Source organism: Paenibacillus sp. 01T431, assembly GCF_056398625.1.
The window spans coordinates 416,941-442,174 of record NZ_JBFTPT010000003.1 but is presented as its reverse complement, the minus strand read 5'-3'; the positions used below and the strand labels follow the sequence as shown (position 1 = coordinate 442,174).

Here is a 25,234-nt window from a genome sequence, read left to right as displayed (position 1 = left end):
CCGAATAAGACTACGTTACCAATTTCGCTCTTATTTCGCAAGCGATGATTTTTGAAGTCTTGCCGGAATGACGTCATTGCAAACGATATTTTCAAGCGATTCACGCTTAACAGCAAGGTCTGCCTGACCATCTTTAACGAAAACGACAGCCGGACGACGAATGCGGTTATAGTTGCTTGCCATTGCATAATTATAAGCACCCGTACAGAAAACAGCAAGTAAGTCGCCATTTTTTGCTTTAGGCAATTCCAAATCCCAAATGAGCATGTCGCCACTCTCGCAGCATTTGCCCGCGATGGAAACCGTTTCTTCAGCAGCTTCATTCGCACGATTAGCGAGTACTGCTTCATATTTGGATTGGTATAGCGCTGGGCGAGGGTTGTCCGTCATACCACCGTCTACTGCAATGTATTTACGTACACCTGGAATATTTTTGCTTGTACCAACTGTATACAAAGTTGTTCCTGCATCGCCAACCATACTGCGGCCCGGCTCTACCCAAATCTCAGGCAATGGGAACTCGGCATCTGTAAACTTCGAAATGATAGCGCCAGTAATTGCCGCAACATATTCGCTGATTGGCAATGGTGTGTCGCCATCAACATAACGAATACCAAAGCCGCCGCCAAGATTGATTACTTTAAACGTTAGGTTAAGCTCATTACGAATCTCAACCGCGAAATCAGCAACCTTGTCCACAGCCATACGGAAGCCTTCAACTTCGAAAATTTGCGATCCAATATGGGAATGAACGCCCAAAACAATCAGGTTAGGCAAAGCAATTGCTTCTTGAATCGCTTGTTTCGCCGCGCCATTGCCAAGGTCGAAACCAAATTTTGAATCCGTTTGTCCAGTAGAAATATAGTCATGCGTATGTGCTTCAACGCCAGGCGTGATACGAAGTAGAATGTTTACTTTCTTGCCTTTATCGCCAGCAAGAGCATTCAGAAGCTGAAGCTCCATGAAATTGTCAACTACAAAGCAGCCGATACCAGCATCAAGCGCCATGTTGATTTCCTCAGGCGTTTTGTTGTTGCCGTGGAAATGGATACGTTCAGCAGGGAAGCCTGCTTGCATTGCTGTGTAAAGCTCACCGTCGGATACAACATCCAGCGACAGCCCTTCTTGCTCAGCAATCGCACACATTGCCATTACACTAAACGCTTTGCTTGCGTATGCGACTTGAAATCTAAGACCTGATGCTTTGAAGGCTTCTACATACTCGCTTGCGCGCTTACGAACAAGAGCCTCATCCACAATATATAGTGGCGTACCAAACTGTGCAGCCAAATCAGCTACATCACAGCCGCCAATTTCCAAATGTCCTTTTTCGTTAATATTACTAGTTCCATGCAGGTACATAATTTCCCCTCAGCTTTCTTCTATCTGCATGCAGATAGAACGGATAGAATTTGCATTAATAGGTTTAGTATAACGCAATCTACCCGGACTACGAAATGGATAAATCCACATTTCATTTGCATTTTATGAATCTACTCTGTATTTGGCATCTTATCGCTCTGCTGAGGCCGCAAAATATTTGGGCGCTGCCGGTTGTACAGGACTGGCTGACGGATGATAATGCTCCAAAGGGCGTGCATATCAAACGGTATAATCGGCCACATATACGGACGGTTGAATGAGCGCTCTTTGATCAGCATTAGCAAAATAGCCGTCGTCGCAATGACGAAACCCGGCACACTGAAGGCGGCCACCGATATGATTAACACGAGCCTTACGATTCGATTCGCAAGTCCAAGCTCATAACTTGGTGTTGCGAACATCCCAATCGCTGAAATCGCCATATACAAAATAACTTCATTTACAAAGACGCCGGTCTTAACTGCAATATCACCAATGAGAATCGCAGCAACTAACGACATAGCCGTTGCGAGAGATGTTGGCGTATGAACAGAAGCCATACGCAGCAAATCCACGCCTATCTCAGCTAACAGAAATTGTACGACTAATGGCAGTTTGCCGGTCTTACTCGGACCAATAAACTCAAGAGCAACAGGCTTCATTTCCGGATGCATGACGAACAGCAGCCATAACGGCAGCATGAACAACGATGCCAAAATACCTATAAATCTCACCCATCGCAGATAGGTGCCAATAAATGGTGTTTGTCGATTTTCCTCTGCATGCTGCATTAGATCGGTATAAGTAGTCGGCAGCGTCATAACACTTGGCGAAGTATCAACGAATACAGCTACAGCACCCTCCAGCAGATGTGCTGCTACCGTATCGGGTCTCTCTGAATATCGAACAAGTGGGAAGGGATTCCAGCCCCTTTTTACAGTGGACTCCTCCAGTTGCTTGTCCGCAAGCGGCAAGCCGTCTATTTTAACCATAGCGATTTTGTCTTTGACGGACTTAAGCAGCTCCTTGTCCACAATATCGTCGATATAAGCAATACAAACGTCCGTTTGTGTCCGATCGCCCACCCGCACAATTTCATATCGAAGCTGGGGATCACGCAGCCGTCTGCGAACAAGTGAAATGTTGACCATCAACGTTTCTACGAAGCCATCTCTGCTGCCGCGTACAACCTTCTCAAGCGAAGGCTCCTCTGGTCCTCTTGCGGGGAAAGCCTTCGCATCAATCATGAGAACACTGGATTCACCATCAATAAACAATGCGGTTACACCGGATAACACGCACGTCAGCATGTTATTCCAATCGTCTTCCTTTATGACCTGCGCCGCAGGAACATATAAATCAAGGAAAGAATGAAAGGCATCCGCAGATAAATCCTCGGGTTGGAGATACGTTAATCGCTTGAGCACATCTGACAGCAGCGTATCCTTAACCAAACCGTTCAACGACAACATTGCTGTGCGCTTCTCGCCAAACGTCATCTCTCTCACAACAACGTCGAAGCTTACTTTATAACCAATCTCATTTTCCAATCTCATCAGAACTTCATCCAAATCGCTCGGAATCGGAGTTATGTCCTTATTGCCGTTCTTATTGGAAACAGCTGTGCTGACATTGTTTTTTTTATTTCCACTACCGAATGATGTTTTGTTTCGAGCAACTCCCGATTCCTCTTTCTGTTGATCCTCATTGACTTCTAGAAACGGAGGTCTTCCATTTTGTTCATTATCGTTGTCATGAAAATTTTCATTGTCATTCATGTTAGCTCACCCCATCCTTACTGTATCACCATTGAAATACTAACCAATCGAATAATGAGCCCAACGTTTTGCCTAGAACCATTGCCATGACGAGACTGACCATATAAGCAGATAAATTCATTCTTTTGGCCAAAATCGGGAGCACATTCATTACCTCAGTCAAGGCTGCTGCGAGCATCCCCACAAACATGCCATCAATCAGTCCTGTCGCACTTAAAAATAGACCCGAAGGCAGCGAAAGTTTCCAGCTCATAAAATCAGCAAAGGTCCAGTACAGCGAACCGGATATGACGGCGGTCTCAAACCACACTGACATCCGGTAAGCATTAGCAACTTGAGCGAGCCGCGGAATGAGATCAAGGACAATTAGCAATGCTACCAACCCGCTGCCTACAGCAAGACCCCCTGCCAAGCCTAGCAGAGCAATAAAAATATTAGCAGCAGCACTAATCATGCTTGTCCCCCTGCGTTTGATCGTAATCCGATTTTTTACGCATTTCGTCGGCGATGACATAGGCATTTACATTTTCTTGATACATATAGAGCTCAACCTCAAGCGGGTTAGGCTCCTCATTGAATCGTTTACGGAATAAATGGTTGAAAAACAATACCATCCCAAGTCCAATGCCCAGAGAATAAGGGATTTGAAACCATAGCGGATGCTCCGTGCGCTTCCCCGTTATCAGCTCGACAATTCGGATATGAACCTCCTTCATACTGACATCCGTATGAAAATTCATAATCGCAAGGCCCGCTCCAAAGAACAGCAGCAGCCACGAAAAAATAAGCACTGCAATACGCGGTTTTACTGGCTTCTCCGCCACCATAACGAGCACTTGAGGGTCACCGTAGGCTTCTACAGTTAAATCCGGCTCAAGCTCTCTTATCGCTTTGACGATTTGAAGCAAGTCTATAACGACGCGATTGCCATCCGCCTTCTTGTGCTCGTAAAGAACAAGCCCCTTCAAGCGGTTCTCAAGCAAGTCATCCTTTGCGAGCAGCCTCGCTGCTTGGCCTAAGGAAACGCGTTGATTCGGTTTCATGTATATCCGTTTTTTCAGACGCAGATAGAGGACCGAATGGTTTGGTTTTGCCATTTGTCAACTTCCCTTCTGCTGATACGTTGGTGTATGTTTCCCTTTTAGTATGATAAAAGGACGATTCGGATACTCATGCAAATTGAGGTAAAAAATAGAAAAAAACCAAACCGCCTTAAAGGGCGATTTGGTCTCGGATGGACTGCAATATTTTTTTCTCAAGCCGTGATACCTGTACTTGTGATATACCAAGCCTGCTCGCTACTTCGGATTGCGTTTTGTCACGGTAATACCGCAAATATACAATCAATCGTTCACGCTCGCTTAGACCTTCGATGGCTTCCACAAGCGCAAGCTTGTCAAACCACCGATCCTGAGATTCATCGGCTATTTGATCCATCAGCGTGATAGGGTCCCCATCATTTTCAAACACAGTTTCGTGTATCGAAGTTGGCGGTTTATTCGCTTCTTGAGCGAATACAACATCCTCTGGGGTAATGCCCAGCCGCTCCGCAACCTCGCTAATGGTGGGCAATCGACCTAACGTTTTGGAAAGCTCATCCTTCATTTTGCGCACCTTGTTGGCGGTTTCCTTGAGGGATCTGCTAACTTTCAACGTACCATCATCGCGTAAAAATCGCTGAATTTCCCCAATGATCATGGGAACTGCATAAGTTGAAAACTTAACATCATAAGACAAATCAAATTTGTCTACTGATTTAAGCAATCCTATGCAGCCGATTTGGAACAAATCATCGGGCTCATAACCACGATTGATGAACCGCTGCACGACTGACCAAACTAGCCGAATATTACACTGTACGAGTGTATCTCTTGCAAGCGTATCGCCGGACTGACTTAACGCAATAAGCCGCTTCACTTCCGCGTCATCCAAGTATGGCTGGGCCGTCTGCTTTAGATTGACATCCATGAGGTTCAACCCCTATACGCTAATTGTAGAGCGCTTTTTTCGATTCAATTCGTTTAAGCATTGCTACGCGTGTGCCGCCGTCTACCTGACTTGAAACCTCAAAACGATCCATAAAGTTTTCCATAATCGTGAAGCCCATTCCAGAGCGCTCAAGCTCAGGCTTCGACGTATAAAGCGGTTGACGAGCAAGCTCTAAATCTTCAATTCCGCGACCGTTATCCGACACCGTTAAGGAAACCGAATCTCCTTCAATTCTTGCCTCTATTTTGACCTGACAAGTAGGATCGTTCTCGTAGCCATGTATAATCGCATTCGTTACAGCCTCGGACACAGCCGTTTTCAAATCATTCAGCTCCTCGAGCGTCGGATCCAGCTGTGACACAAATGCCGCTACCGCGATTCGTGCAAAGGCTTCGTTTTCCGATCGGGCGCTGAAGGAAAGCGTCATTTCATTGGAACCGTTCATGACACCACCTCCAAACTAGAAATTGCGGTACGTTCGTTTTCATGAATCGTCAGAATTTTGAACAGACCCGACATTTCGAATAGGCGATGAACATTCGGATTCACATCGCAGACGACCATTTTTCCACCCTTGCTCTTCACCTGCTTGTATCGGCCCAATATGACGCCTAGACCGGAGCTGTCCATGAACTGCAGCTCCTTCAAGCTAAGAATGACATGCTCGCTGTTACCGCGAAGTAGAGCCTCTTCCATCTTAAAGCGTACGACATCGGCAGTATGATGATCCAACTCGCCCCGAAGCCTTACGATCAGCACATTGCGGTATTGCTCCAATTCTGCTTGCAGACTCATTATGCTGTTCATCTCCTCTAGGTTTTTTCAAACACAAGCAAACGTCTTTGGCGTCTTTCGGACGCTAAAGCAGCTTTGACGGTGAACCATAAGGCAAGTATAAGAAAACGATATACCTGCTTATCTATTAAGAAAGAATAGGTCCTACCTATACCTCTCCTAACCTTTCACCGTGAAACGTGGACTGATCTGCGGTGAGTCAGGTTCAGCCGTTTACACTTGCCGAGATAGAACTAGCAATTCTCCAAAATGCTTCACGATTCCTGCATGCCGACAAAACTAGAAGCATACCGCTAACAGCTGACAAAAAACGAGTCGCTTTCAGACATAAAGTTTATGTGTTTGTTACGAAAATAGACCAGAGAAGGAACGCTTCAACAATTTCCACCAGCCTGCCCGTTCAATAGACAAGGGAGCATCCACATCAAATTCTTTGAGCACTTGATCGCCTTGATAGACAACAAGCTTTCCAATCGGTTGACCGATTTGAACTGGCGCCTTGAGCGGACCCGCAATTTTCAGCTCATAACGGATATCTTTAGTTGGACTGCCCTTTTTAAGCAGAACGCTGTACGCATGCTTAGCGACAAGCGGAAGTTCTGCGGCAGTGCCCTTCTCGATTTTCAGCGTCCCCATCGATTCGCCTTCTTTAATAATCGAGTGATTCATATACTGCGCGAACGTGTAATCGAACATTTGCGAAACTTCAGCATTTCTGGTTTTCGTATCCGGCTCTCCCATTACAACAGCAATGACCCGCATGTCATCACGCCTAGCTGTAGCCGAGAGGCAATATTTGGCTTCACTTGTGAAGCCAGTCTTCAAACCATCAGCGCCACTATAAAAACGTACTAGCTTATTCGTATTTACGAGCCAGAAAGGCTTCGCGGACGTCTTCCTTAAATAATCCTGATAAAGCCCTGTATATTTGGTTACTTCCGAATGCTTTAACAACTCCCGCGACATCACCGCAATATCATGCGCCGATGAGAAATGATTGGCTACAGGCAGGCCGTTTGGGTTAGAAAACTGTGTATCGTTCATGCCAAGCTGCTGGGCCCGTTCATTCATCATCGTTACGAATTGCTGCTCTGTACCCGCAAGCTTCTCAGCCATAGCGACGGATGCATCATTGCCTGATGCGAGCGCTATGCCCTTAATCATATCGTCTACGGTCATTTCTTCTCCCGGCTCAAGAAAGATTTGAGAGCCGCCCATAGAAGCTGCGTATTCGCTCGTTTGTACCTTGTCTGTAAGTTTAATCTTGCCGTCATCAAGTGCCTCCATAATAAGCAGCAGCGTCATTATTTTGGTGATACTTGCAGGCGGTAGCTTATCATGGCTATTTTTTTCGTAAATAACCGTCCCGCTATCCGCATCCATAAGGATGGCAGAACGAGCTGAAGGTGCTAAATTAGCGTTAGAGGCCTGACTTTGCGGCGCAGGGGTCGGACCGGGAGCTGGTGTTGGCTCCACAGCAGCAAAAGCGGCTGTCGGCAGCACAAGCGCGAATGCAAGAATGATTATACAGAGCTTCATAGTACGATTTACCAACTAAATCTCCTCCTGTTCAAGTTTTGTGAAGCAAAACTCGCTTCGTAAGCATCCGCTTAGTTTTGTGAAGCAAAACTCGCTTCGTAAGCATTTGCTTAGTTTTGAGAAGCAAAACTTGCTTCATAAGCACCCGCTTAGTTTTGTGAAGCAAAACTCGCTTCGTAAGCATTCGCTTAGTTTTGAGATGCAAAACTTACTTCGTAAGTGTTCTAAGCTGCGCAATTCGCTTATATTTCTCTTTTTAGTGTTGACTCTTAAGTTGGAAATTATTCCATCAGCTAGAGTTAATTGAAACGCAAAAAAATCCGCCCCCAAATTGCGGAGCGGATTTCATAATAAAATATTTAATTATACCTAGTAATGCCTTCTGCTGTTATTACGGATAATAGCAATGGACGAGACAGCGGCTTCTCCGAAGATATCGTATATGCTTGCTTTACTCGCTCAGCAACTGCAAGTGTGGATTCATTTGATTCACGGACATGAAGCAGGGCAAGCGTATCACCAGCATTTACAGGATCTCCAAACTTCTTGCGAAGCGTGACTCCAACGGCGTAATCAATTGAAGCGTCGTATGTCGCCCTTCCTGCACCAAGCAGCATAGCGGCTATCCCCAGCTGTTCGGCTTCAATCGCGTTGACAAAACCAGAGTCCGAAGCTTTCACTTCTACAATGAAAGGCGCTTGCGAAAGCTTCGTTGGATCATCAACAATTGAAGCGTCCCCACCCTGTGCAGTAATAAATGCTTTGAACTTATCTAAAGCTGCTCCGCTTGCGATCTGATCACGCAGCAGCTGCTTCGCAGACTCCACAGAATCGGATTTCCCGCCTAAGATAACCATATGTGCCCCAAGCGTTAAACAAAGCTCTGTAAGATCCTCAGGGCCATTTCCTTTGAGCGTTTCAATTGATTCTTGTACTTCTAAAGCATTTCCGATCGCAAAGCCAAGCGGCTGATCCATATCACTTATAACAGCAGCCGTATTGCGTCCGACTTCTGTTCCGATATCTACCATCGCTTGCGCTAATTGCTCAGAATGCTCTAGCGTTTTCATAAATGCTCCACTGCCTGTTTTGACATCAAGCACGATGGCATTAGCGCCTGCAGCAATTTTTTTGCTCATTACTGAGCTTGCGATAAGTGGGATGGACTCTACTGTAGCGGTAACATCACGAAGAGCATATAGCTTCTTATCCGCTGGGGCAAGATTTCCGCTCTGCCCTATGACGGATAAACCAATATCGTTCACCTGTGTCATAAATTTCTCGCGTGAGAGCTCCGTACGAAAGCCTTCAATGGATTCCAGCTTATCAATCGTGCCGCCAGTGTGGCCTAAGCCTCGACCGGACATTTTGGCAACAGGAATGCCTACGGATGCGACTAATGGCGCAAGGATCAAAGTTGTTTTATCCCCCACGCCTCCTGTGCTATGTTTATCGACTTTAATTCCGCTAATAGGACCAAGATCGACCTGATCGCCTGAATTAGCCATTGCAAGCGTTAAAGCTGCTGTTTCTCTAGGCGTCATCCCTTGAAAAAAAACAGCCATCGCCCATGCTGACAGCTGATAATCCGGGATATCGCCACGAGAATAACCATCAATTAAAAAAGTTAACTCCGAAGCGGTCAGCTCGCCGCCATCTCTTTTCTTCTGTATAAGATCTACCGACCGCATTTGTCCCTCTCCATTCGCCATTACGTTGTTGATCCGTTATAAAGCGCGTCGTTCCCTCTGCACCTGGACAATAATTTCATCTAAAGTCTGGCTTAGTACAAGCACGTCCAAGTGCTGAAGGCTTTCGTTCAATAGAGCTGCTTCTATCATTTTTTTACGCAACTGCTCCATCTGCGTGAGAACTTGCTTGTCCATGTCATTGTCCACTCCATCTTTCTTTGATCATGGACATTATACGACGAAACGTAAAAAAAACACTGTCATATTGAGTCGACGAATATATTACAATTGTGTTACGAATTTGTTACATTTTCGCAATCAATGCATTAACTAGACCCAAAAATTGGGACTTGACACGTTCAGTCGTTTCCATAACTTCTCCATGCGACAGCGGTTGATCCAAAATACCCGCTGCCATATTGCTAATACACGATATTCCGATGACCTCAATCTCTGAATGACGTGCTGCAATGACTTCGGCAACAGTCGACATTCCGACAGCATCAGCTCCAAGAACCCGCAGCATTCGAATTTCTGCTGGTGTCTCATAAGTTGGTCCAAGCAAACCTGCATACACACCTTCACGAAGTGTAAAGCCTTGCTCTTTTGCAATATCTCTTGCAACAGCGCGCAAACGCTTGCTGTATGCCTCCGACATATCTGGGAACCTTACGCCAAGCTCGTTGTCGTTTGGTCCTATTAACGGATTTTTGCCAGTCATATTCAAATGGTCTGAAATCAACATTAGGTTGCCTGCTTCATAATCCATATTGACACCGCCAGCTGCATTGGTAACAAGCAATGTCTTCACACCTAGCGCCTTCATGACACGTACAGGAAATGCCGTTAGTTCCGGACCATAACCTTCATACATATGAAAACGACCGCGCATCAGCAACACCGTTCTGCCCGAAAGTGTACCAATGAGCAGCTCGCCCGCATGTCCTTCAACAGTAGAAATCGGGAAATGAGGAATATCATGATATTGAATCGTAATCGCATTTTCCAAATAGTCTCCAAGCACGCCAAGTCCCGAACCCATAATCAAACCAATTTCCGGTCTTTGCTCTGTTTGAGCCTCGATATATTGTGCTGCTTCCTTAATGTTTGCTGCTGTTAGTCCTGCCGAAGTAATTGTTGTCATTCTATTTCCTCCTAAAAGTATGTTCATAAAACGATTTGTACCCAATTGAAAAAAAATTATTTTTGTTCCCGTGTAATAAGCTCAGACAGGAAGCTGATTCCGTTAGGTGGTGCTGTAACACCAAAATTATCGGCTATTGTTGCTCCAAGATCAGAGAACGTAGAACGTACTTGGAGAGGCCCTGGCTCGTTAAAAGCAGGACTCATGAGCAATATTGGTACGTATTCACGAGTATGGTCTGTACCTGGATGTACGGGGTCATTGCCATGGTCCGCTGTCACGATAAGCAAGTCTCGCTCGCCAAGTTGTTTCTCAAGCAAAGGAATTGCTACGTCGAACTCTTCCAAAGCGGAGGCGTAGCCAATTGGATCGCGGCGATGGCCATAAAGCGAGTCGAAATCTACAAGGTTCGTGAACAGAAGACCTTTAAAAGGCTGCTTCAGTTGTTCGATCGTTTTGTCGATGCCGTCCGCATTGCTTTTTGTCGGAGTAGAAGCTGTAATGCCTTCTCCGTCAAAAATATCATTGATTTTCCCAATTGCAATGGAATCGAAACCAGCGTCCTTCAACGCATTCAATACTGTTGGCTGTGGAGGCTTCACCGCGTAATCATGACGATTAGGCGTTCGTTTAAAAGCGCCTGGCTCGCCAATATAAGGTCTTGCGATGACGCGCCCTACTGTGAAGCGCTCGTCCATTGTCAGCTCTCTTGCTATTTCACAAGCGCGGTAGAGCTCCTCGAGCGGAATGATGTCTTCATGCGCAGCAATTTGAAATACACTATCAGCTGATGTATATACAATCCATGCGCCAGTTTCCATTTGCTCGGCACCCAGCTCATCGAGTATGTCTGTACCGCTTGCTGGTTTGTTTCCAATGACTTTACGGCCTGTTCGCTCCTCGAAAGGAGTAAGCAGCTCAGGAGGAAAACCGTCCGGAAACGTTTGAAATGGCACTGTCATTTCTAGCCCCATAAGCTCCCAGTGACCAGTCATCGTATCCTTGCCCACGGACACCTCAGCCATTTTACCATAATATGCTGCGGGAGCTTCTGCAGATGGACTCCAATCATGGATGCTCGCTATTCGATCAAGCCCCCACCTTCTAAGATTCGGAAGCTGCGTTGAAGGTGCTTTTTCTATGATATGGCCTAGCGTATGTGAGCCAAGATCACCGAATGCCTCAGCATCTGGCAGTTCACCTATTCCAACGCTATCCAATACGATTACTGTTATTCGATCAAATCTCATATGTATGACTACCTCCTCTGTAATTGGGATTTATCGATGTCGACCATTATTAAGCACGCGGATGAGCTCGAGAATAAACTTCTTTCATTCGCTCTTTGGACACTTGGGTATACTTGAGCGTAGATGATATATCCGCATGTCCTAGCAGTTCCTGAACAGAACGAATATCCGCTCCGTTATCGAGTAAATGTGCTGCTACGGAATGTCTAAGCGTATGTGGCGTAATCTCTTCTTCAATCCCAGCTTCCTTCGCGTACTTCTTTATCGTCTTCCAAAATCCTTGTCTTGTCAAACGTGTTCCTAAATGATTTAGAAACAAAGCCGATTCAGACGCTCTTTCTGTCAGCAATTCATCACGGCCATATTGCAAATAGTCTACAATTGCCTCCGAAGCTAATTTCCCGAAAGGAACAAGCCGTTCCTTTTGGCCTGTACCCATACATTGAATAAATTCTAGCTGCATATTAACATGCTCAATATTAAGCGAGACAAGCTCTGACACTCTTATTCCTGTTGCATAAATGAGCTCCAGCATGGCTTTGTCACGTTTGCCGGCTGCACTTGAGCAATTCGGCGTCTCAAGCAGCTTATTCGTCACAGAGACGCTTAATATGCTTGGCGGCTTCTTCTCCTGCTTTGGGGCCTCCATATAGATAGACGGATTGCTTTGAATAACGTCCTCTGCGAGAAGAAAATGAAAAAATGCTCGTACTGACACGATGTGCCTGGATAACGTAGCGGCTTTCCTGCCCTGTTCCTTCAAGTGGAGCATATACCTCGACATGTGATGCCGCTTCACAGCAGTAAGCTCGGTCAAGCCTAGCTGGTCAATATAAGCTATAAATTGATTCAAATCCCGCTCATATGAAGAAAGCGTATTTGCTGACAAACCTCGTTCTACCTGCAAATGTTGAATGTAGCGATTTAAATGAGCCTTCATTGGACTTCCTTTCACATAAGACAACATTCTAACATGCTTTTCTACAAAAATATTCAACATTCGACTCTATTAATCCTGCTTGAGATCGTTTATCTGCACAACCTTAACAATCCTTTACTCTCCATACCAATAAAACCAGCGAAGCCGATCGGCAGCATCTTTACTGTCTGGAGAATTAGGGTCCGTCACAAAAACCTTCATGGCATGCCCTTTAGGCTCACGATAAGGATGGATAGGTGAAATCGCGTCGGCAAGCCAGCGATAGCCCCCTGTGACGACAAAAAGCAAAACTACAAAAACAAAAATAAAGAAAATACGGCTCGTCCATCTCCGTATCGAGAAAACCATGTAAACCAGCCTCCTTCATTAGCCGATACGTTGTCACTTGTCCATCCGTATCACCATATGAGGAGGCAGGTTCTATTATGTCAATCATCCTTCAATTGCTCGTAAGGAACGTTATTCAACAAATTTTCTAATGGCACATAAGGCTGATTGGTCGCTGTAGCAACCGGCTTATACGTTACTTTACCTGCATGAGTATTCACGCCTTTTTGCAGCGGCAAGCTTTTTTGAACAGCGTTCATGCCATTATTCGCCAAATCAAGCGCATAGGAGCTCGTTACGTTCGTTAAAGCGATAGTCGACGTCCGCGGCACTGCGCCTGGTATATTAGCAACGGCATAATGAACGACCCCGTGCTTCATATAGATTGGATCTTTATGCGTTGTCGGCCGGTCTACCGTTGCAATCGATCCGCCTTGGTCGACTGCTACATCGACGATTACTGCACCTTTTTTCATACTTTGTACCATCGGTTCTGTTACCAAATGTGGTGCGCGTGCACCTGGAATAAGAACTGCCCCTATAAGCAAATCTGCTTTTGCAACAGCTTCTGCAATATGATACGGACTCGACATCAGCGTATGAATTCTTCCGCCAAAAATATCATCCAAATATCTCATACGATCGGCACTTTTCTCCAAAATAACTACATTTGCACCCATCCCCAGTGCAATTTTCGCCGCATTTGTCCCTACGATTCCGCCACCAATAATGACGACCTCTGCTGGTGGAACGCCTGGAACCCCGCCGAGCAGCACCCCTCTTCCACCGTTAAACGCTTCTAAAAACTGCGCACCTACCTGCACTGACATTCTGCCTGCCACTTCACTCATCGGCGTAAGCAGCGGCAGGCTGCCGTTTGCAAGTTGTATCGTCTCATAAGCGATACCCGTCACTCCACTGTCGACTAGCGCTTTCGTCAAATCAGGGGCGGCGGCCAAATGCAAGTACGTAAACAGCAACAAGCCTTCGCGAAAATAACCGAACTCCTCTGAAAGAGGCTCTTTCACCTTCATAATCATTTCCGCACGCGTCCATACCTCTGCTGCGGTCGCAACGATCTCAGCACCTTCACGCTCGTAAACGCTGTCTTCAAAACCACTGCCGCTGCCCGCTCCTGTTTCTACAAGCACTTTATGCCCAGCTCCTGACAACATCGTAACGCCAGCGGGAGTTAAGGCAACACGGTACTCGCTTTGTTTAATTTCTTTTGGTACGCCTACAATCATGCCCATTTCCTCCTCTAAAGCTTTGTGTTTGTTGATGCTTAAATAACCGCTTTCTATGTTGTATGAGAGTTCGGCATGGAATGATCGTCCTTTCCGTGAACTTCACAGCAAAATATATGTAGAACATAAGCTTCATTTCTATACTTTGTTATATTTCGAAAAATATGTGTCAGAGTGACAAGTACCCATACCGAAATACGTCCTATCCCATAGACTGAAAAAGGAATTGCTTGATTAGGGGGTTCTAGGTCCATTGTCAAAATTAAAAGGTATATTTAAAACCTGTATTTCTTGTAAATCGTCACAAAACACCAATCGGAAGCTAATAACACTCCAATCAGCTAAATCCTATAAACGCTGTCTTCGGCATCTCAAACAACTCGGAATTACCCCGTTCAAAACCGTCTCAAAAAGCCGAATCATCGGTTGTCATTTTCATAAAAACTCGTCTTTACAGTCACTCTTGAATCTTCCACAAGTTAAGCTTGTCGAAAAAGATTTCAAAATCCGCGCTCACGGCCTTCGCAATAATAATACTAGGAAACACAGATATGCAATGCCCCTGCTCACGCCAGCTACAATACCCGCAATTTTGCCATGGAATGTTATTCGAGTAAAAGCACCCGAAGCATGGGCTAGAACACGGGGAAAATCCATTAATGTCGCTATCCTCGACACAGGAATCGCCAATCATCCCGACTTGAATATCGCTGGCGGGATTAACACAATCAACGGCGGTTCTTACGCTGACGATAATGGTCATGGCACCCATGTGGCAGGCATCGTCGCAGCAACGGGTAGAGCAGGCAAATCATTGGGTACCGCTCCTGAGGTGAATTTATATGCAGTTAAAGCGCTGAATGAGGACGGAGAAGGATTTGTTTCGGATATTATTGAGGGTATCCATTGGTGTGTCAAAAACCGCATGAATGTCATAAATATGAGCTTTGGCGTGCTCGGCTCAGAAAGCAGCGATACGCTGCACAACGCAATAAAACGAGCAGCGAAGCAAGGCATCGTCATCGTTGCATCAGCCGGCAATGAAGGTCGTTCAAACGGAGCAATTGATGAACCGGCATCTTTTAAAGAGACGATAGCGGTAGCGGCTACGACAAAAGCAAATAAAATAGCTACTTTCAGCAGCAGAGGCAGCGGGATCTCCGTTTCAGCCCCCGGCGAAAATATATTATCCACATGGCTTGGCGGTAAATACGAAAAGCTCTCCGGCACTAGTATGGCTTCACCTCATGTTGCAGGCGGAGCAGCCTTGCTGCTTGCAGGAAAACCTGGACTTAGTCCCTACGCGGTAAAAACAAGGCTGCAAAAAAAAGCGCTGAAGCTGAACAATTATAGTTCGCTTGCACAAGGTGCTGGATTAATGCAGCTTGATCATATTTTTAAAGCTTAATAGAATGCCAAAACGGCTTGCCGTCCAGTTATGCTGGGCAGCCAAGCCGTTTATGATTGATTCTCATTTGGGTTTGCAAGGTCGTTTTTCTCTTTGCATCGATGACAAATGCCTTGAAAATCAAGGCGATGATCGAGCACAAAAAATCCGTATTCCTGCTCTAGCCTCTCTTCTAAAGGCAAAAGCCAGTCTTCCTTGATTTCATCCATAGTTCCACATTGTACACATATGAGGTGATGGTGGTGATGTTTATTGCTGTCCGTACGAAGATCGTACCGCGCTACCCCGTCGCCAAAATTCAATTTTTCGACAACATGCATTTCACTAAGCAATTCCAATGTCCGATAAACCGTTGCAAGTCCGATTTCTGGAGCTTTATCCTTAACTAGCATAAATACATCTTCAGCGCTAAGATGGTCATCTTCATTTTCAAGTAAAACTCGTACCGTTGCTTCGCGCTGCGGGGTTAATTTGTAGCCCTGCGACTGCAACTGTTGTTTAATCTTATCAATCCGGGCTTCCATGATTTCCCCCCTACCACATGACTGCGCCTTTTTCAGGAAAGGTTTCCTCTCATTATAGGGGCTAACATGCCGTAAAGTCAAACATTTTGGTGTCAGATTGTGGCGCTAACGGACGCGAGAAGGGGCGAAACCCAACTGATTAATGTTGGTGAAATATAAGCCTCTAACAAAGCTGCTCCTGCAAAAAGAAATAGCATCAGCACAGCTGTTGATGTAAACGAGCCCAGCTCAGGCGCAAGTTCCCCCTTTTGCCGGAGGAGCCTATTTTTGATAACGAACATGGAGAAGGATATTGCAGCAGCACTCATGATAACCATTGCCGGTATTGCAATAATATTCTGTGGCGCGATGGAGACCAGCGAAAACAGTACTCCCTTCCACGCATATTGATTGATCAGCGTCCCTACCGAAAACCCAACTAATGCCCCTTTCAAGAAATTAAGCGCAAGCACTCCCGGTATGCCAATCACCGTAATTCCGAGCAGCCATAGTACAAGCAGCCACTTGCTATGGAAAAAAAACCGATCCCAAAACGAATCCGCAGCTCCAGAACCGATGCCCTGATTGATCAGTTGAACATATTGATCTACATCTTGAGCTAGATCCTGCTGCTGCTCCAACGTCAGTGCATTGACCATCAATGCGCCGAAGATGACACCTACGATAAAAAGTACCGACACAAAAACGTATAACGACAATTGATTTTTGGCCATGGTCACCGGACCTTTCGGAGTTGTTTGACCCCGCCCTAAGATTAGGGCCTTACTTTTAGTTAGACTGCTACTTACTCAAAAGTTTTTCGAACCCACCCAAACCCTCCCTTCCAAGGGAGGGCTCCAAGGGTTGCACCCTCTGGACACCTGCAATTCGACTAACGTTGGCGATACTCTGAGTGGGTATGCTTGGTTTACAGTGGAGCGCTTTCGTCCCTGCGGGACACGCTGGAAGCTTGTGATTGCATTGCATGCTGCTCAATTCTCGTTTTGAGCTATTTCAAAACTTTTAATGCCTTCTAACAACTTTTAAATCCTTTTAAAATCTTTTTAAAATTATTTTAAAGAAAAGCAGTAATGACTTTTTAGCATTAGCTTTTTAAGTTAAATGCTTTCGAACCCACCCAAACCCTCCCTTCCAAGGGAGGGCCCCAAGGGTTGCACCCTCTGGAACCCCGCAATTTGACTAACGTTAGCGATAATCTGAGTGGGTATGCTTGGTTTACAGTTGAGCGCTTTCGTCCCTGCAGGACACGCTAGAAGCTTGTGATTGCATTGCATGCTGCTCAATTCTCGTTTTGAGCTGCTTCGTAACCTTTAGAACCTTTAAAAAGTTTAGTAGCAATGATTTGTCGCATACTTTTTTTTTAGATTTTAGTTAGAACCCTTACAAACACACCCTTCCAGGGAAGAGCTTCAGGTTGCACCCGCAGGTCACCAGTAACTCGACAAACGTTGGCGATACTCTGTGATGGAACATATGATTTAAGTTAGAGCGCTTTCGTCCTTACTAGACACACTTGGAGATTGTCAGTTTCATTAGTTAGTTATTTAGTTTAGTTACAAACATATAGCCATATAGTAGAAAATTTAAAGGAATTTCAATATTATTGAAAACCAAGTTTCAATTTTGGGTGTTTTTTTATAATTTGCGCTGATTATAACAATATAAATTTATGCTTCTAGAAATTGAGATCGATCAATGAATAGATTAGTTTAAAACAATAAAAATCCACCGCTCTAGATGCTAACGGACATTAGATACCCTATTTAGCTATTTTTCACCTTTTTTCTGATCTTACGGACATAGGATCTCTTATTTAGGTTTGAAAGCTTCGATTATGCTCCTTTTCATCCAAATAACGGAACTCATGTCCGTTAGTAGTTTGTTTTAGTAGATTTCTTTACATATAACGGCTTTCATGTCCGTTAAGAGCGCATTTCACGACGCAAAAGCAGCCTTGATATACACAATGAACCTTGCAGGGCTAAATACGAGAAGTGCGTCCCCAAAAGTAAATGAACCACCGCAAACCAAAAAACTAACACTCAAAAAAAAATATAAGAGCAGTTAAATACAAAAAAACAATAAGCAAAATTAGAAATATACAGCTTACGGTTCTAGAGTTCTGCAGTTCTGCAGTTCTGCAGTTCTACAGTTCTAAAATTCTAAAGTTATAGAGTTCTAGAGTTCTAGAGTTGTTGAGTTGTTGAGTTGTTGAGTTGTTGAGTTGTTGAGTTGTTGAGTTCTTGAGTTCTTGAGTTCTTGAGTTCTTGAGTTCTTGAGTTCTTGAGTTCTTGAGTTCTTGAGTTCTTGAGTTCTTGAGTTCTTGAGTTCTTGAGTTCTTGAGTTCTAGAGTTTTAGAGTTCTGCAGTTCTAGAGTTTACAGAGTTACAATTGTACAAATTTAAAGATTTAAAGATCTACAATCCACAAATCTAACGTCCCGGAACTCCAGAGATTCACTGCTCTATAGCTCTATAGATCTACCGTTCCAGATTTCCAGAGTTCCATAGCTCTACTGTTCTAAAGATCTGCATCTCTGCTTCTCTACAGCTCCACGAATGTACATCTCTACGGTTACACAACTCTACATTCCTATAAATTTAAAAAATCACAAAATTACCCAAGGGGTTGTCTTACTTTTCATTATATGAGGGGTTTGAGAGAGGTATGACGGGTATGTTGTGGGAAGACAGGGTCGGTTAGAACCGACCTGTCAAAGTGTATAGTTTCCAAGCGTAGACGGCTAGGATCGTTTTGGCGTCGCTAATACGGCCTTCTTGGATATAGGCTTCAGCTTGCTCGAGAGTGATGGCTTCGACCTTCAAGTCTTCATCGTCGTCAGGATTGATTACGCCCTGCTCCACTTTATCAGTGAAATAAATATATAGCTTCTCATCTGCAAACCCTGGTGATGTATAGAAAGCGCTTAGGAGAGTCAAATCATCAGAGCGGTAACCCGTCTCTTCTTCAAGCTCACGAGCTGCTGCTGTCATCGGGTCTTCGCCTGGATCAAGCTTGCCAGCAGGAATCTCGATTTGGAATTTTTCCAGCGGCTTGCGAAATTGCTCCACTACAAGCAGCTTTCCATCCAAAAGCGCCATAACTGCTGCTGCTCCCGGGTGTTTGACGATTTCTCTAGTTGCTGTTCTGCCGTCTGCAAGCGTGACGGTATCAACCTGCAGCGTAATCATTTTACCTTCAAAAATAGGCTCTGTCTTAATCGTTTCCTCACGCCACAACTCAGCTCTTTGCTGCTCTTCCACTCGTATTCGCTCCTTAAAATTGAATTTGATACTTTCGCATAACTTGTCCTGCCTCTGCATAACTATCATTATATCAAATCGACAGGGGAGATTAATATGAAACAATATGTTGCACTCAATCACTTGCGCTTAGTAGGAAAAGGCTGGGAAATAAAACATCAGCTCCGCAAGCTTTCTGCTTCATCCTTATCAAGAACACCCATGTCCGAATATACCAATGTCATCAGCGTACGCCGTGTTCCTTTGGAAAAAACGAATTAATCATGTCACGGACGCATGCACTTAGACAAAAACCCTCCTTCCGCGATCAGCCAAAACTGAGCCGCAGGATCGAAGGGCTTTCTGTCATTTTACGGAAAGGCCAAGCAAGCTATTGCTTCTTAAGACCTCCGCTAAAACTATTGTGCTTCAGACGCTTGTTTAATAATTTCAACGACAAGCTCAGTCGTTTTCACCAAATCATCAACCTTGATCTGTTCTTTCGTCGTATGAATATGCTCATAGCCAACAGCTAGATTGACTGTAGGAATGCCTAATCCATTAAAAATATTTGCATCGCTTCCCCCGCCAGAATGGAATGTACGCGGCGTACGGCCGATTGCTGTGATTGCTTTTTTGGCGAGCTGTACTACTGGATCTGCATCATCGTATTGATAAGCAGGATAAATGATTTCACTTTCAAGCTCTCCCCGTGCACCAAACTCTTCTGCAGCACTCTCAACCGCTTTTCGCATCGCAACAATCTGATTGTCCAGCTTATGCTGTACAATGCTTCTCGCCTCAGCATACAGCGTCACAAAATCACACACAATATTTGTAGCGCCGCCGCCTTCGAATCGGCCGATATTCGCCGTTGTTTCTTTATCTATACGTCCAAGCGGCATTCTTGCAATTGCTTTTGCAGCAACTTGAATGGCACTGATCCCATCCTCAGGATTAACGCCAGCATGTGCTGAACGACCATACATTTTGATCGTAACTTTCGCTTGTGTCGGCGCTGCTACTGCTATATCACCAACGGCACCATTCGAATCAAGCGCGTATCCAAACTTAGCTTCCAGCTTCGATGCATCCAGTGAGCGTGCGCCAAGTAGACCTGATTCTTCTCCTACCGTAATGACGAATTGAATACGCCCATGCGGAATGGACTGCTCCTTAACGACACGGATTGCTTCAAAAATGGCAGAAATGCCTGCTTTATCGTCAGCGCCCAGAATCGTTGTTCCATCACTTCTTATATAACCATCAGCGTCAAGCTGCGGCTTGATGCCAACACCAGGTGTTACTGTGTCCATATGGCATGTAAAAAAAATCGTTGGTGCTGATGCTGATGCTCCCTCTGCTTCCCATATTGCAAATAGATTCCCTGCGCCATGCCCGGTCTTAGCTGCTGCATCATCTTCGCTAATTTGCAAGCCAAGCGCTTCGAACTTTTGCTTTAGCACACGGCTTATTTCCTGCTCGTGTTTTGTTTCACTATCTATCTTCACCAATTCCATAAATTCATTCACTAAACGATCTTTTGTAATCATTAACGTTTCCTCCGTCCATAACTTTCGTATACAATAGAGTAAATGACAAGCTCATAGCAAGCTATGACGTTCCAAATCAAGAAAGGGGTTTTTCATATGCGCAGACAGCGATTGATTCGAATTGTTGCCATCGTTCTCGTATCGGCATTAGTTTTATCATCCTTGCTAGCTGGTCTTGGATCACTATTTCTTTACTAGATCCAATTCACATCTGAATTCTTTCACAAAATGAGGGAGCAATTGGTTCGCCGCTTCCTCAACCGATAAATCAAGCCCTGTTAAATCATTAAAGGATGTTACGCCGAATTGTTGGATGCCGCAAGGAATAATCCCGCTAAATCCTTCTTCGGCAATGCCAGATTTAATATTAAGAGCGAATCCATGACTCGTAATAAAGCCCCGCTGATGGCGGGCTTTATTAAATTTTACGCCTATGGCCGCTATTTTCAGATCACCGACCCATACTCCTGTATATTCCGGCTTTCTGCCCGCTTCTATACCATACTCGCTCAGCCAATTAATAATGACTTGCTCAAGGCTCCGCAAATAGGCATGCAAATTAAGACCTACTGCATCTAGATAAAGAAGTGGATAGCCGACCAGCTGGCCAGGGCCATGATAAGTAATATCCCCGCCACGGTCGATTTGATAAAAAGCGATACCTCGTTCCTTAAGCTCTGCCTCATCAAGCAGAAGGTGCTCAGGATGTTTGTCAGAACCCATCGTATACGTAGGCGGATGCTGAAGAAGGAGCAGCGACTGATTGCGCTCCTCCTTATCAATTTGCTTTATATATGTTTTTTGCAGCTCCCACGCTTCCGCGTAATCGAGCATGCCTATATATTGGGCATCCAGCCGTCTCAAGCTTTTTGCGTTATCCGCTTCAGCCATGATCGTGCTCCCCTTTTCTAATACAATTTGCTTTCTAGATTAAAGCTCTCTAGATTATCCTTCACACGCTGTAAGAAACGACCACAAATAACGCCGTCCAAAATCCGATGATCAAGTGACAAACATAAGTTAGCCATTGAACGAACAGCGATCATATCATTTATGACAACGGGACGCTTCACAATGGATTCAAACGTTAGAATGGCAGCCTGCGGATAGTTAATAATCGGATATGACAAAATGGAACCGAAGGAACCTGTATTGTTAACAGTAAACGTTCCGCCCTGCATATCAGACAGCGTCAGTTTACCTTCTCTCGTTTTACGAGCAAGCTCTTCAATTTCTTTCGCAAGACCGGCTACGTTTTTGTGATCAGCATTCTTGATAACAGGTGTAAGGACAGAATCCTCTGTACCAACCGCCAGTGCGATGTTGATATCCCGCTTCACAATGATTTTATCAACAGCCCACATGGAATTCATGATTGGCACATCTTTGATTGCATTAACGACAGCTTTGAGCAGGAATGCCAAATACGTTAAATTAATGCCTTCGCGCTTCATGAAATCATCCTTAAGCTTATTGCGCAGAAGAACAAGATTCGTTACATCTACTTCAATCATAGTCCATGCATGCGGTATTTCACTTACGCTTTGTCTCATGTTGCGAGCAATCGTATTCCGAATTGGCGTTACATCAATGAAGCTATCACCACGACCAGCTCCCGATGCTCCTTCCACTTCGATTTTTGGGAACCTTGGCGTTTCCGTCAAATGCAGACCAGAAGAACGAACCTGCGCAGCAGCATCTACAGTTCGGGCTGCAGGCACAGCAGCATTCCCGCTAGAGGCTTGATTGCCACCAGCTGCTACATAAGCAAGAACGTCTTTACGTGTGATACGTCCGCCTAAACCGGTTCCTGGAACATCAGTAAGACGAATAGAGTGTTCAGCTGCCAGCTGCTGTACAGCCGGTGAGAAACGATTGCGCATTGGAGCGTCTTGCAAATCTATTTCACTTACTTGTGTGGCAGTTGCCTCTTTTGGTGCAGCCGTCTGGGATTCCGCAGCCCCGATTCCGGCATCCTCAGCAGAACCTTCTGTTTCAATTATGCAGATTGGAGTGCCGACTGGAACGGTCTCCCCCTTGCCAACAAGGATACGAACAAGCTTGCCGGCTACAGTGGAAGGCAGTTCAGCATTCACTTTATCTGTAATAATCTCGCAGACAGGCTCGTAAACATCAACCCAATCGCCAGGCTGCTTCAGCCATTTATCGATGGTAGCTGATACAAGTGATTCTGCTAGTTGAGGCACGACGATTTCCGTCATAGTTTTCATAATTCACATCTCCCTACTGGCCGAGGCGTAAACGGCTACCGCCGTCCTTCGGCGGCGCAGCATACGTTTCGCGGTGACATATAAGCTTAGTACTTTAGACTTCTTATATTTTAATAAAGCGCTAGCTGTCGCATTGCTTCTTTAACTTTATCTTTGTTGAGCATAAAAAACTTCTCGCCCGGCGGGTTGATAGGCATCGCTGGCACGTCTGGTCCACATAGTCTCATAATCGGAGCATCAAGCTCATAAAGCAGCTCTTCTGCGATGATCGCTGAAACCTCAGCACCTACGCCGCCAGTCTTATTGTCCTCATGGATAATAAGCACCTTGCCTGTTTTTCTCACCGCTTCAAGAATGCCTTCTTTGTCCAGAGGCTGAAGCGTCCGTAGATCGAGAATATGAGCGCTAATGCCCTCCGTCGCTAGATCTGCTGCCGCCTGCTCCACAAAATGAAGAGGCAGACTATAACCGATAACCGTAATGTCATCGCCTTCGCGAAGAACATTCGCTTTGCCAATAGGAACAATATAGTCCTCTTCTGGAACTTCATCCATAATGAGCTTGTAGCATTTTTTATTCTCAAAAAACAATACAGGGTCCGGATCACGCACAGCTGCTTTTAGAAGCCCTTTCGCATCGTATGCACGGTATGGAGCAACAATTTTCAGACCAGGTGTACCGAAAAATACCGACTCCGTACATTGTGAATGGTACAGTCCTCCAAAAACACCGCCGCCAATAGGAGCGCGAATTACGAGCGGGCAAGTCCAATCATTGTTCGAGCGATAACGGATTTTGGCCGCTTCGCTAATAATTTGATTGGTAGCCGGAAACATAAAATCTGAATACTGCATTTCAGCAATGGGCTTCATGCCATACATCGCTGCGCCGATTGCAACACCTGCAATGGCTGACTCTGCAAGCGGAGTATCAAGTACACGATCCTCGCCAAATTGCTCCAGCAATCCTTTGGTCGTTGTAAAGACGCCGCCTTTGAGACCAACATCCTCACCCAGAACGAAGACATCTTCGTCTCGTTCCATTTCTTCCTTCATCCCTTGGCGAATTGCATCAATATATTCAATAACTGCCATTATTCCGTACCTCCTTGATCAGCATCATCCGCATACACGTGCAGCAATGTAGATTCCGGCGTCGGGAACGGCGCTTTATCGCCATATTCAGTAGCCTCGTCAAGCATCTTGCGAATTTTGGCTTGAAGCTCTGTTTCAAGCTCCTCGGACCATATCTCGCAATCAATCAGATATTGCTTATATTTTGGGATGCCATCTTTCGCACGGTTGGAATCAACTTCTTCCTTCGTACGATAAGCGAGATCGTTATCTGAAGTAGAGTGTGGTGAAATACGGTACATCATTGCTTCAATCAATGTTGGACCTTCGCCTGCAATTGCGCGCTCACGCGCCTCCTTCACAACACGGTACATCTCAAGTGCATCGTTACCGTCAACCTGATATCCAGGGAAGCCATAACCAAGTGCACGATCGGCAACTGTACCTGCTAATTGCTTGTGAATCGGAACTGAAATTGCATATTGGTTATTTTCGCACATGAAAATAACAGGCAGCTTATGTACTCCAGCAAAGTTGCAGCCCTCATGGAAATCGCCTTGATTGCTCGAACCTTCACCAAATGTAACAAAGCTAACAAGAGGCTTGTTTTTCATTTTTGCCGCGAGCGCTATGCCTACTGCATGAGGAACCTGCGTTGTTACTGGACTTGAGCCCGTGACGATTCGCAGTTTCTTCGAGCCAAAGTGGCCAGGCATCTGGCGTCCGCCGCTATTTGGATCTTCCGCTTTGGCGAAAACCGACAGCAACAAATCACGCAGTGTCATACCAACAGAGAGCACGAAGCCATAGTCCCGATAATAAGGTAAAAAATAATCTGTTTCTCGATTAAGTGCATACGCCGCAGCAACTTGTGCTACCTCTTGTCCTACACCTGATACGTGAAAATTGATTTTCCCTGCACGCTGCAGCAGCAGCATACGCTCATCAAACTTGCGAGCAGTCACCATCGTTGCGTACATATCAATTGCTTGCTCATCGCTAAGCCCTAATTCCAAATGACGAACATTTTGCCCAGTAGAAGCAGATTGGGTCATAAGGTGTTCCTCCTTTTGCGCGCTATTATAACCTGGTACTAAGACTTGATCATATATATTATAACTCCAATTGAACCAAAAAGAAA

Annotated in this window: 26 protein-coding genes; 3 read left to right on the top strand and 23 right to left on the bottom strand. The window is 45.2% G+C overall.

The genetic code is table 11. The features are described from left to right. Positions 1 to 30: 30 nt before the first annotated feature. The 15 genes from lysA to ald all read right to left on the bottom strand — a co-directional run bounded on the left by lysA (position 31) and on the right by ald (position 14,062). Positions 31 to 1,362 carry a diaminopimelate decarboxylase gene (gene lysA, locus AC1DM9_RS07190; RefSeq protein WP_076271388.1) on the bottom strand — a complete coding sequence of 444 codons (1,332 nt, stop codon included), beginning with the start codon at positions 1,360 to 1,362 and terminating at the stop codon, positions 31 to 33. 131 nt (positions 1,363 to 1,493) lie between these two features. Then, positions 1,494 to 3,140, bottom strand: a complete 1,647-nt coding sequence (locus AC1DM9_RS07185; RefSeq protein ID WP_441883340.1) for a spore germination protein — start codon at positions 3,138 to 3,140, stop codon at positions 1,494 to 1,496. A gap of 25 nt (positions 3,141 to 3,165) precedes the next feature. Beyond that, positions 3,166 to 3,594 carry a stage V sporulation protein AB gene (locus AC1DM9_RS07180; RefSeq protein WP_076271390.1) on the bottom strand — a complete coding sequence of 143 codons (429 nt, stop codon included), beginning with the start codon at positions 3,592 to 3,594 and terminating at the stop codon, positions 3,166 to 3,168. Further along, positions 3,587 to 4,237, bottom strand: a complete 651-nt coding sequence (locus AC1DM9_RS07175; protein WP_441883338.1) for a stage V sporulation protein AA — start codon at positions 4,235 to 4,237, stop codon at positions 3,587 to 3,589. The genes AC1DM9_RS07180 and AC1DM9_RS07175 overlap by 8 nt, the downstream gene beginning before the upstream one ends. 115 nt (positions 4,238 to 4,352) lie before the next feature. After that, on the bottom strand, positions 4,353 to 5,108 hold the full coding sequence (gene sigF / locus AC1DM9_RS07170) for an RNA polymerase sporulation sigma factor SigF (protein WP_054024324.1): 756 nt from the start codon (positions 5,106 to 5,108) through the stop codon (positions 4,353 to 4,355). Positions 5,109 to 5,127: 19 nt separating this feature from the next. Continuing rightward, positions 5,128 to 5,574, bottom strand: coding sequence for an anti-sigma F factor (spoIIAB, locus tag AC1DM9_RS07165; protein WP_076271392.1), 447 nt, complete (start codon positions 5,572 to 5,574; stop codon positions 5,128 to 5,130). Then, the gene (gene spoIIAA / locus AC1DM9_RS07160; protein WP_076271393.1) at positions 5,571 to 5,924 is read right to left on the bottom strand and encodes an anti-sigma F factor antagonist; all 354 of its coding nucleotides are present in this window, start codon (positions 5,922 to 5,924) and stop codon (positions 5,571 to 5,573) included. The genes spoIIAB and spoIIAA overlap by 4 nt, the downstream gene beginning before the upstream one ends. A gap of 345 nt (positions 5,925 to 6,269) precedes the next feature. Beyond that, complete coding sequence (locus AC1DM9_RS07155; protein ID WP_441883519.1) at positions 6,270 to 7,463, bottom strand: D-alanyl-D-alanine carboxypeptidase family protein; 1,194 nt, start codon at positions 7,461 to 7,463, stop codon at positions 6,270 to 6,272. A gap of 359 nt (positions 7,464 to 7,822) precedes the next feature. Next, on the bottom strand, positions 7,823 to 9,154 hold the full coding sequence (locus tag AC1DM9_RS07150) for a pyrimidine-nucleoside phosphorylase (protein ID WP_477579211.1): 1,332 nt from the start codon (positions 9,152 to 9,154) through the stop codon (positions 7,823 to 7,825). Between the two features lie 36 nt (positions 9,155 to 9,190). Next, complete coding sequence (locus AC1DM9_RS07145; RefSeq protein WP_083682665.1) at positions 9,191 to 9,349, bottom strand: aspartyl-phosphate phosphatase Spo0E family protein; 159 nt, start codon at positions 9,347 to 9,349, stop codon at positions 9,191 to 9,193. A gap of 109 nt (positions 9,350 to 9,458) precedes the next feature. Beyond that, positions 9,459 to 10,298: a purine-nucleoside phosphorylase gene (locus tag AC1DM9_RS07140; RefSeq protein ID WP_076271395.1), complete on the bottom strand. Its 840-nt coding sequence runs from the start codon at positions 10,296 to 10,298 to the stop codon at positions 9,459 to 9,461. 56 nt (positions 10,299 to 10,354) lie between these two features. Next, positions 10,355 to 11,548: a phosphopentomutase gene (deoB, locus tag AC1DM9_RS07135; RefSeq protein WP_477579209.1), complete on the bottom strand. Its 1,194-nt coding sequence runs from the start codon at positions 11,546 to 11,548 to the stop codon at positions 10,355 to 10,357. A 49-nt stretch (positions 11,549 to 11,597) separates the two neighbouring features. Beyond that, the gene (gene xerD / locus AC1DM9_RS07130) at positions 11,598 to 12,488 is read right to left on the bottom strand and encodes a site-specific tyrosine recombinase XerD (RefSeq protein WP_441883516.1); all 891 of its coding nucleotides are present in this window, start codon (positions 12,486 to 12,488) and stop codon (positions 11,598 to 11,600) included. A gap of 114 nt (positions 12,489 to 12,602) precedes the next feature. Next, positions 12,603 to 12,836: a DUF4227 family protein gene (locus AC1DM9_RS07125; protein WP_054024318.1), complete on the bottom strand. Its 234-nt coding sequence runs from the start codon at positions 12,834 to 12,836 to the stop codon at positions 12,603 to 12,605. 80 nt (positions 12,837 to 12,916) lie between these two features. Then, complete coding sequence (gene ald, locus AC1DM9_RS07120; RefSeq protein ID WP_477579207.1) at positions 12,917 to 14,062, bottom strand: alanine dehydrogenase; 1,146 nt, start codon at positions 14,060 to 14,062, stop codon at positions 12,917 to 12,919. Between the two features lie 463 nt (positions 14,063 to 14,525). On the opposite strand from ald, the gene AC1DM9_RS07115 reads away from it, so the two are divergent. Further along, positions 14,526 to 15,470, top strand: coding sequence for a S8 family peptidase (locus tag AC1DM9_RS07115; protein WP_477579205.1), 945 nt, complete (start codon positions 14,526 to 14,528; stop codon positions 15,468 to 15,470). A 50-nt stretch (positions 15,471 to 15,520) separates the two neighbouring features. Here the strand turns inward: AC1DM9_RS07115 and fur are convergent, their stop codons facing one another. The 3 genes from fur to AC1DM9_RS07100 form a co-directional block, all read right to left on the bottom strand. Further along, complete coding sequence (gene fur, locus AC1DM9_RS07110) at positions 15,521 to 15,994, bottom strand: ferric iron uptake transcriptional regulator (protein ID WP_339203330.1); 474 nt, start codon at positions 15,992 to 15,994, stop codon at positions 15,521 to 15,523. A 92-nt stretch (positions 15,995 to 16,086) separates the two neighbouring features. Next, on the bottom strand, positions 16,087 to 16,707 hold the full coding sequence (spoIIM, locus tag AC1DM9_RS07105; protein WP_339203331.1) for a stage II sporulation protein M: 621 nt from the start codon (positions 16,705 to 16,707) through the stop codon (positions 16,087 to 16,089). A gap of 1,986 nt (positions 16,708 to 18,693) precedes the next feature. Further along, positions 18,694 to 19,263 carry an NUDIX hydrolase gene (locus AC1DM9_RS07100; RefSeq protein ID WP_430058061.1) on the bottom strand — a complete coding sequence of 190 codons (570 nt, stop codon included), beginning with the start codon at positions 19,261 to 19,263 and terminating at the stop codon, positions 18,694 to 18,696. A gap of 90 nt (positions 19,264 to 19,353) precedes the next feature. On the opposite strand from AC1DM9_RS07100, the gene mciZ reads away from it, so the two are divergent. Beyond that, entirely contained in the window at positions 19,354 to 19,518 is a 165-nt protein-coding gene (gene mciZ / locus AC1DM9_RS07095; protein ID WP_339203333.1) for a Z-ring formation inhibitor MciZ, read from the top strand. A gap of 137 nt (positions 19,519 to 19,655) precedes the next feature. On the opposite strand, the gene AC1DM9_RS07090 is transcribed toward mciZ, so the two are convergent. After that, positions 19,656 to 20,789: a M20/M25/M40 family metallo-hydrolase gene (locus tag AC1DM9_RS07090; protein WP_477510524.1), complete on the bottom strand. Its 1,134-nt coding sequence runs from the start codon at positions 20,787 to 20,789 to the stop codon at positions 19,656 to 19,658. A 96-nt stretch (positions 20,790 to 20,885) separates the two neighbouring features. On the opposite strand from AC1DM9_RS07090, the gene prli42 reads away from it, so the two are divergent. After that, entirely contained in the window at positions 20,886 to 20,987 is a 102-nt protein-coding gene (gene prli42, locus AC1DM9_RS07085; RefSeq protein ID WP_161807522.1) for a stressosome-associated protein Prli42, read from the top strand. On the opposite strand, the gene lipB is transcribed toward prli42, so the two are convergent. The 4 genes from lipB to AC1DM9_RS07065 all read right to left on the bottom strand — a co-directional run bounded on the left by lipB (position 20,973) and on the right by AC1DM9_RS07065 (position 25,148). After that, positions 20,973 to 21,680 (bottom strand): lipoyl(octanoyl) transferase LipB, encoded by a 708-nt coding sequence (gene lipB / locus AC1DM9_RS07080; RefSeq protein WP_339203337.1) that lies wholly within the window; start codon positions 21,678 to 21,680, stop codon positions 20,973 to 20,975. The genes prli42 and lipB overlap by 15 nt on opposite strands. 17 nt (positions 21,681 to 21,697) lie before the next feature. Next, on the bottom strand, positions 21,698 to 23,020 hold the full coding sequence (locus AC1DM9_RS07075; protein ID WP_477510523.1) for a dihydrolipoamide acetyltransferase family protein: 1,323 nt from the start codon (positions 23,018 to 23,020) through the stop codon (positions 21,698 to 21,700). Positions 23,021 to 23,130: 110 nt separating this feature from the next. Continuing rightward, positions 23,131 to 24,114 (bottom strand): alpha-ketoacid dehydrogenase subunit beta, encoded by a 984-nt coding sequence (locus AC1DM9_RS07070; RefSeq protein WP_076267031.1) that lies wholly within the window; start codon positions 24,112 to 24,114, stop codon positions 23,131 to 23,133. After that, positions 24,114 to 25,148 carry a thiamine pyrophosphate-dependent dehydrogenase E1 component subunit alpha gene (locus tag AC1DM9_RS07065; RefSeq protein WP_430057921.1) on the bottom strand — a complete coding sequence of 345 codons (1,035 nt, stop codon included), beginning with the start codon at positions 25,146 to 25,148 and terminating at the stop codon, positions 24,114 to 24,116. Before AC1DM9_RS07065 ends, AC1DM9_RS07070 begins: the two co-directional genes overlap by 1 nt. Positions 25,149 to 25,234: the final 86 nt, after the last annotated feature.

Excerpts from the sequence above, each read along its gene's own strand:
- lysA (WP_076271388.1), bottom strand. The coding sequence starts at position 1,362 with ATGTACCTGCATGGAACTAGTAATATTAACGAAAAAGGACATTTGGAA.
- AC1DM9_RS07185 (WP_441883340.1), bottom strand. The coding sequence starts at position 3,140 with ATGAATGACAATGAAAATTTTCATGACAACGATAATGAACAAAATGGA.
- AC1DM9_RS07180 (WP_076271390.1), bottom strand. The coding sequence starts at position 3,594 with ATGATTAGTGCTGCTGCTAATATTTTTATTGCTCTGCTAGGCTTGGCA.
- AC1DM9_RS07175 (WP_441883338.1), bottom strand. The coding sequence starts at position 4,237 with ATGGCAAAACCAAACCATTCGGTCCTCTATCTGCGTCTGAAAAAACGG.
- sigF (WP_054024324.1), bottom strand. The coding sequence starts at position 5,108 with ATGGATGTCAATCTAAAGCAGACGGCCCAGCCATACTTGGATGACGCG.
- spoIIAB (WP_076271392.1), bottom strand. The coding sequence starts at position 5,574 with ATGAACGGTTCCAATGAAATGACGCTTTCCTTCAGCGCCCGATCGGAA.
- spoIIAA (WP_076271393.1), bottom strand. The coding sequence starts at position 5,924 with ATGAGTCTGCAAGCAGAATTGGAGCAATACCGCAATGTGCTGATCGTA.
- AC1DM9_RS07155 (WP_441883519.1), bottom strand. The coding sequence starts at position 7,463 with ATGAAGCTCTGTATAATCATTCTTGCATTCGCGCTTGTGCTGCCGACA.
- AC1DM9_RS07150 (WP_477579211.1), bottom strand. The coding sequence starts at position 9,154 with ATGCGGTCGGTAGATCTTATACAGAAGAAAAGAGATGGCGGCGAGCTG.
- AC1DM9_RS07145 (WP_083682665.1), bottom strand. The coding sequence starts at position 9,349 with ATGGACAAGCAAGTTCTCACGCAGATGGAGCAGTTGCGTAAAAAAATG.
- AC1DM9_RS07140 (WP_076271395.1), bottom strand. The coding sequence starts at position 10,298 with ATGACAACAATTACTTCGGCAGGACTAACAGCAGCAAACATTAAGGAA.
- deoB (WP_477579209.1), bottom strand. The coding sequence starts at position 11,548 with ATGAGATTTGATCGAATAACAGTAATCGTATTGGATAGCGTTGGAATA.
- xerD (WP_441883516.1), bottom strand. The coding sequence starts at position 12,488 with ATGAAGGCTCATTTAAATCGCTACATTCAACATTTGCAGGTAGAACGA.
- AC1DM9_RS07125 (WP_054024318.1), bottom strand. The coding sequence starts at position 12,836 with ATGGTTTTCTCGATACGGAGATGGACGAGCCGTATTTTCTTTATTTTT.
- ald (WP_477579207.1), bottom strand. The coding sequence starts at position 14,062 with ATGATTGTAGGCGTACCAAAAGAAATTAAACAAAGCGAGTACCGTGTT.
- fur (WP_339203330.1), bottom strand. The coding sequence starts at position 15,994 with ATGGAAGCCCGGATTGATAAGATTAAACAACAGTTGCAGTCGCAGGGC.
- spoIIM (WP_339203331.1), bottom strand. The coding sequence starts at position 16,707 with ATGGCCAAAAATCAATTGTCGTTATACGTTTTTGTGTCGGTACTTTTT.
- mciZ (WP_339203333.1), top strand. The coding sequence starts at position 19,354 with ATGAAACAATATGTTGCACTCAATCACTTGCGCTTAGTAGGAAAAGGC.
- AC1DM9_RS07090 (WP_477510524.1), bottom strand. The coding sequence starts at position 20,789 with ATGATTACAAAAGATCGTTTAGTGAATGAATTTATGGAATTGGTGAAG.
- prli42 (WP_161807522.1), top strand. The coding sequence starts at position 20,886 with ATGCGCAGACAGCGATTGATTCGAATTGTTGCCATCGTTCTCGTATCG.
- lipB (WP_339203337.1), bottom strand. The coding sequence starts at position 21,680 with ATGGCTGAAGCGGATAACGCAAAAAGCTTGAGACGGCTGGATGCCCAA.
- AC1DM9_RS07075 (WP_477510523.1), bottom strand. The coding sequence starts at position 23,020 with ATGAAAACTATGACGGAAATCGTCGTGCCTCAACTAGCAGAATCACTT.
- AC1DM9_RS07070 (WP_076267031.1), bottom strand. The coding sequence starts at position 24,114 with ATGGCAGTTATTGAATATATTGATGCAATTCGCCAAGGGATGAAGGAA.
- AC1DM9_RS07065 (WP_430057921.1), bottom strand. The coding sequence starts at position 25,148 with ATGACCCAATCTGCTTCTACTGGGCAAAATGTTCGTCATTTGGAATTA.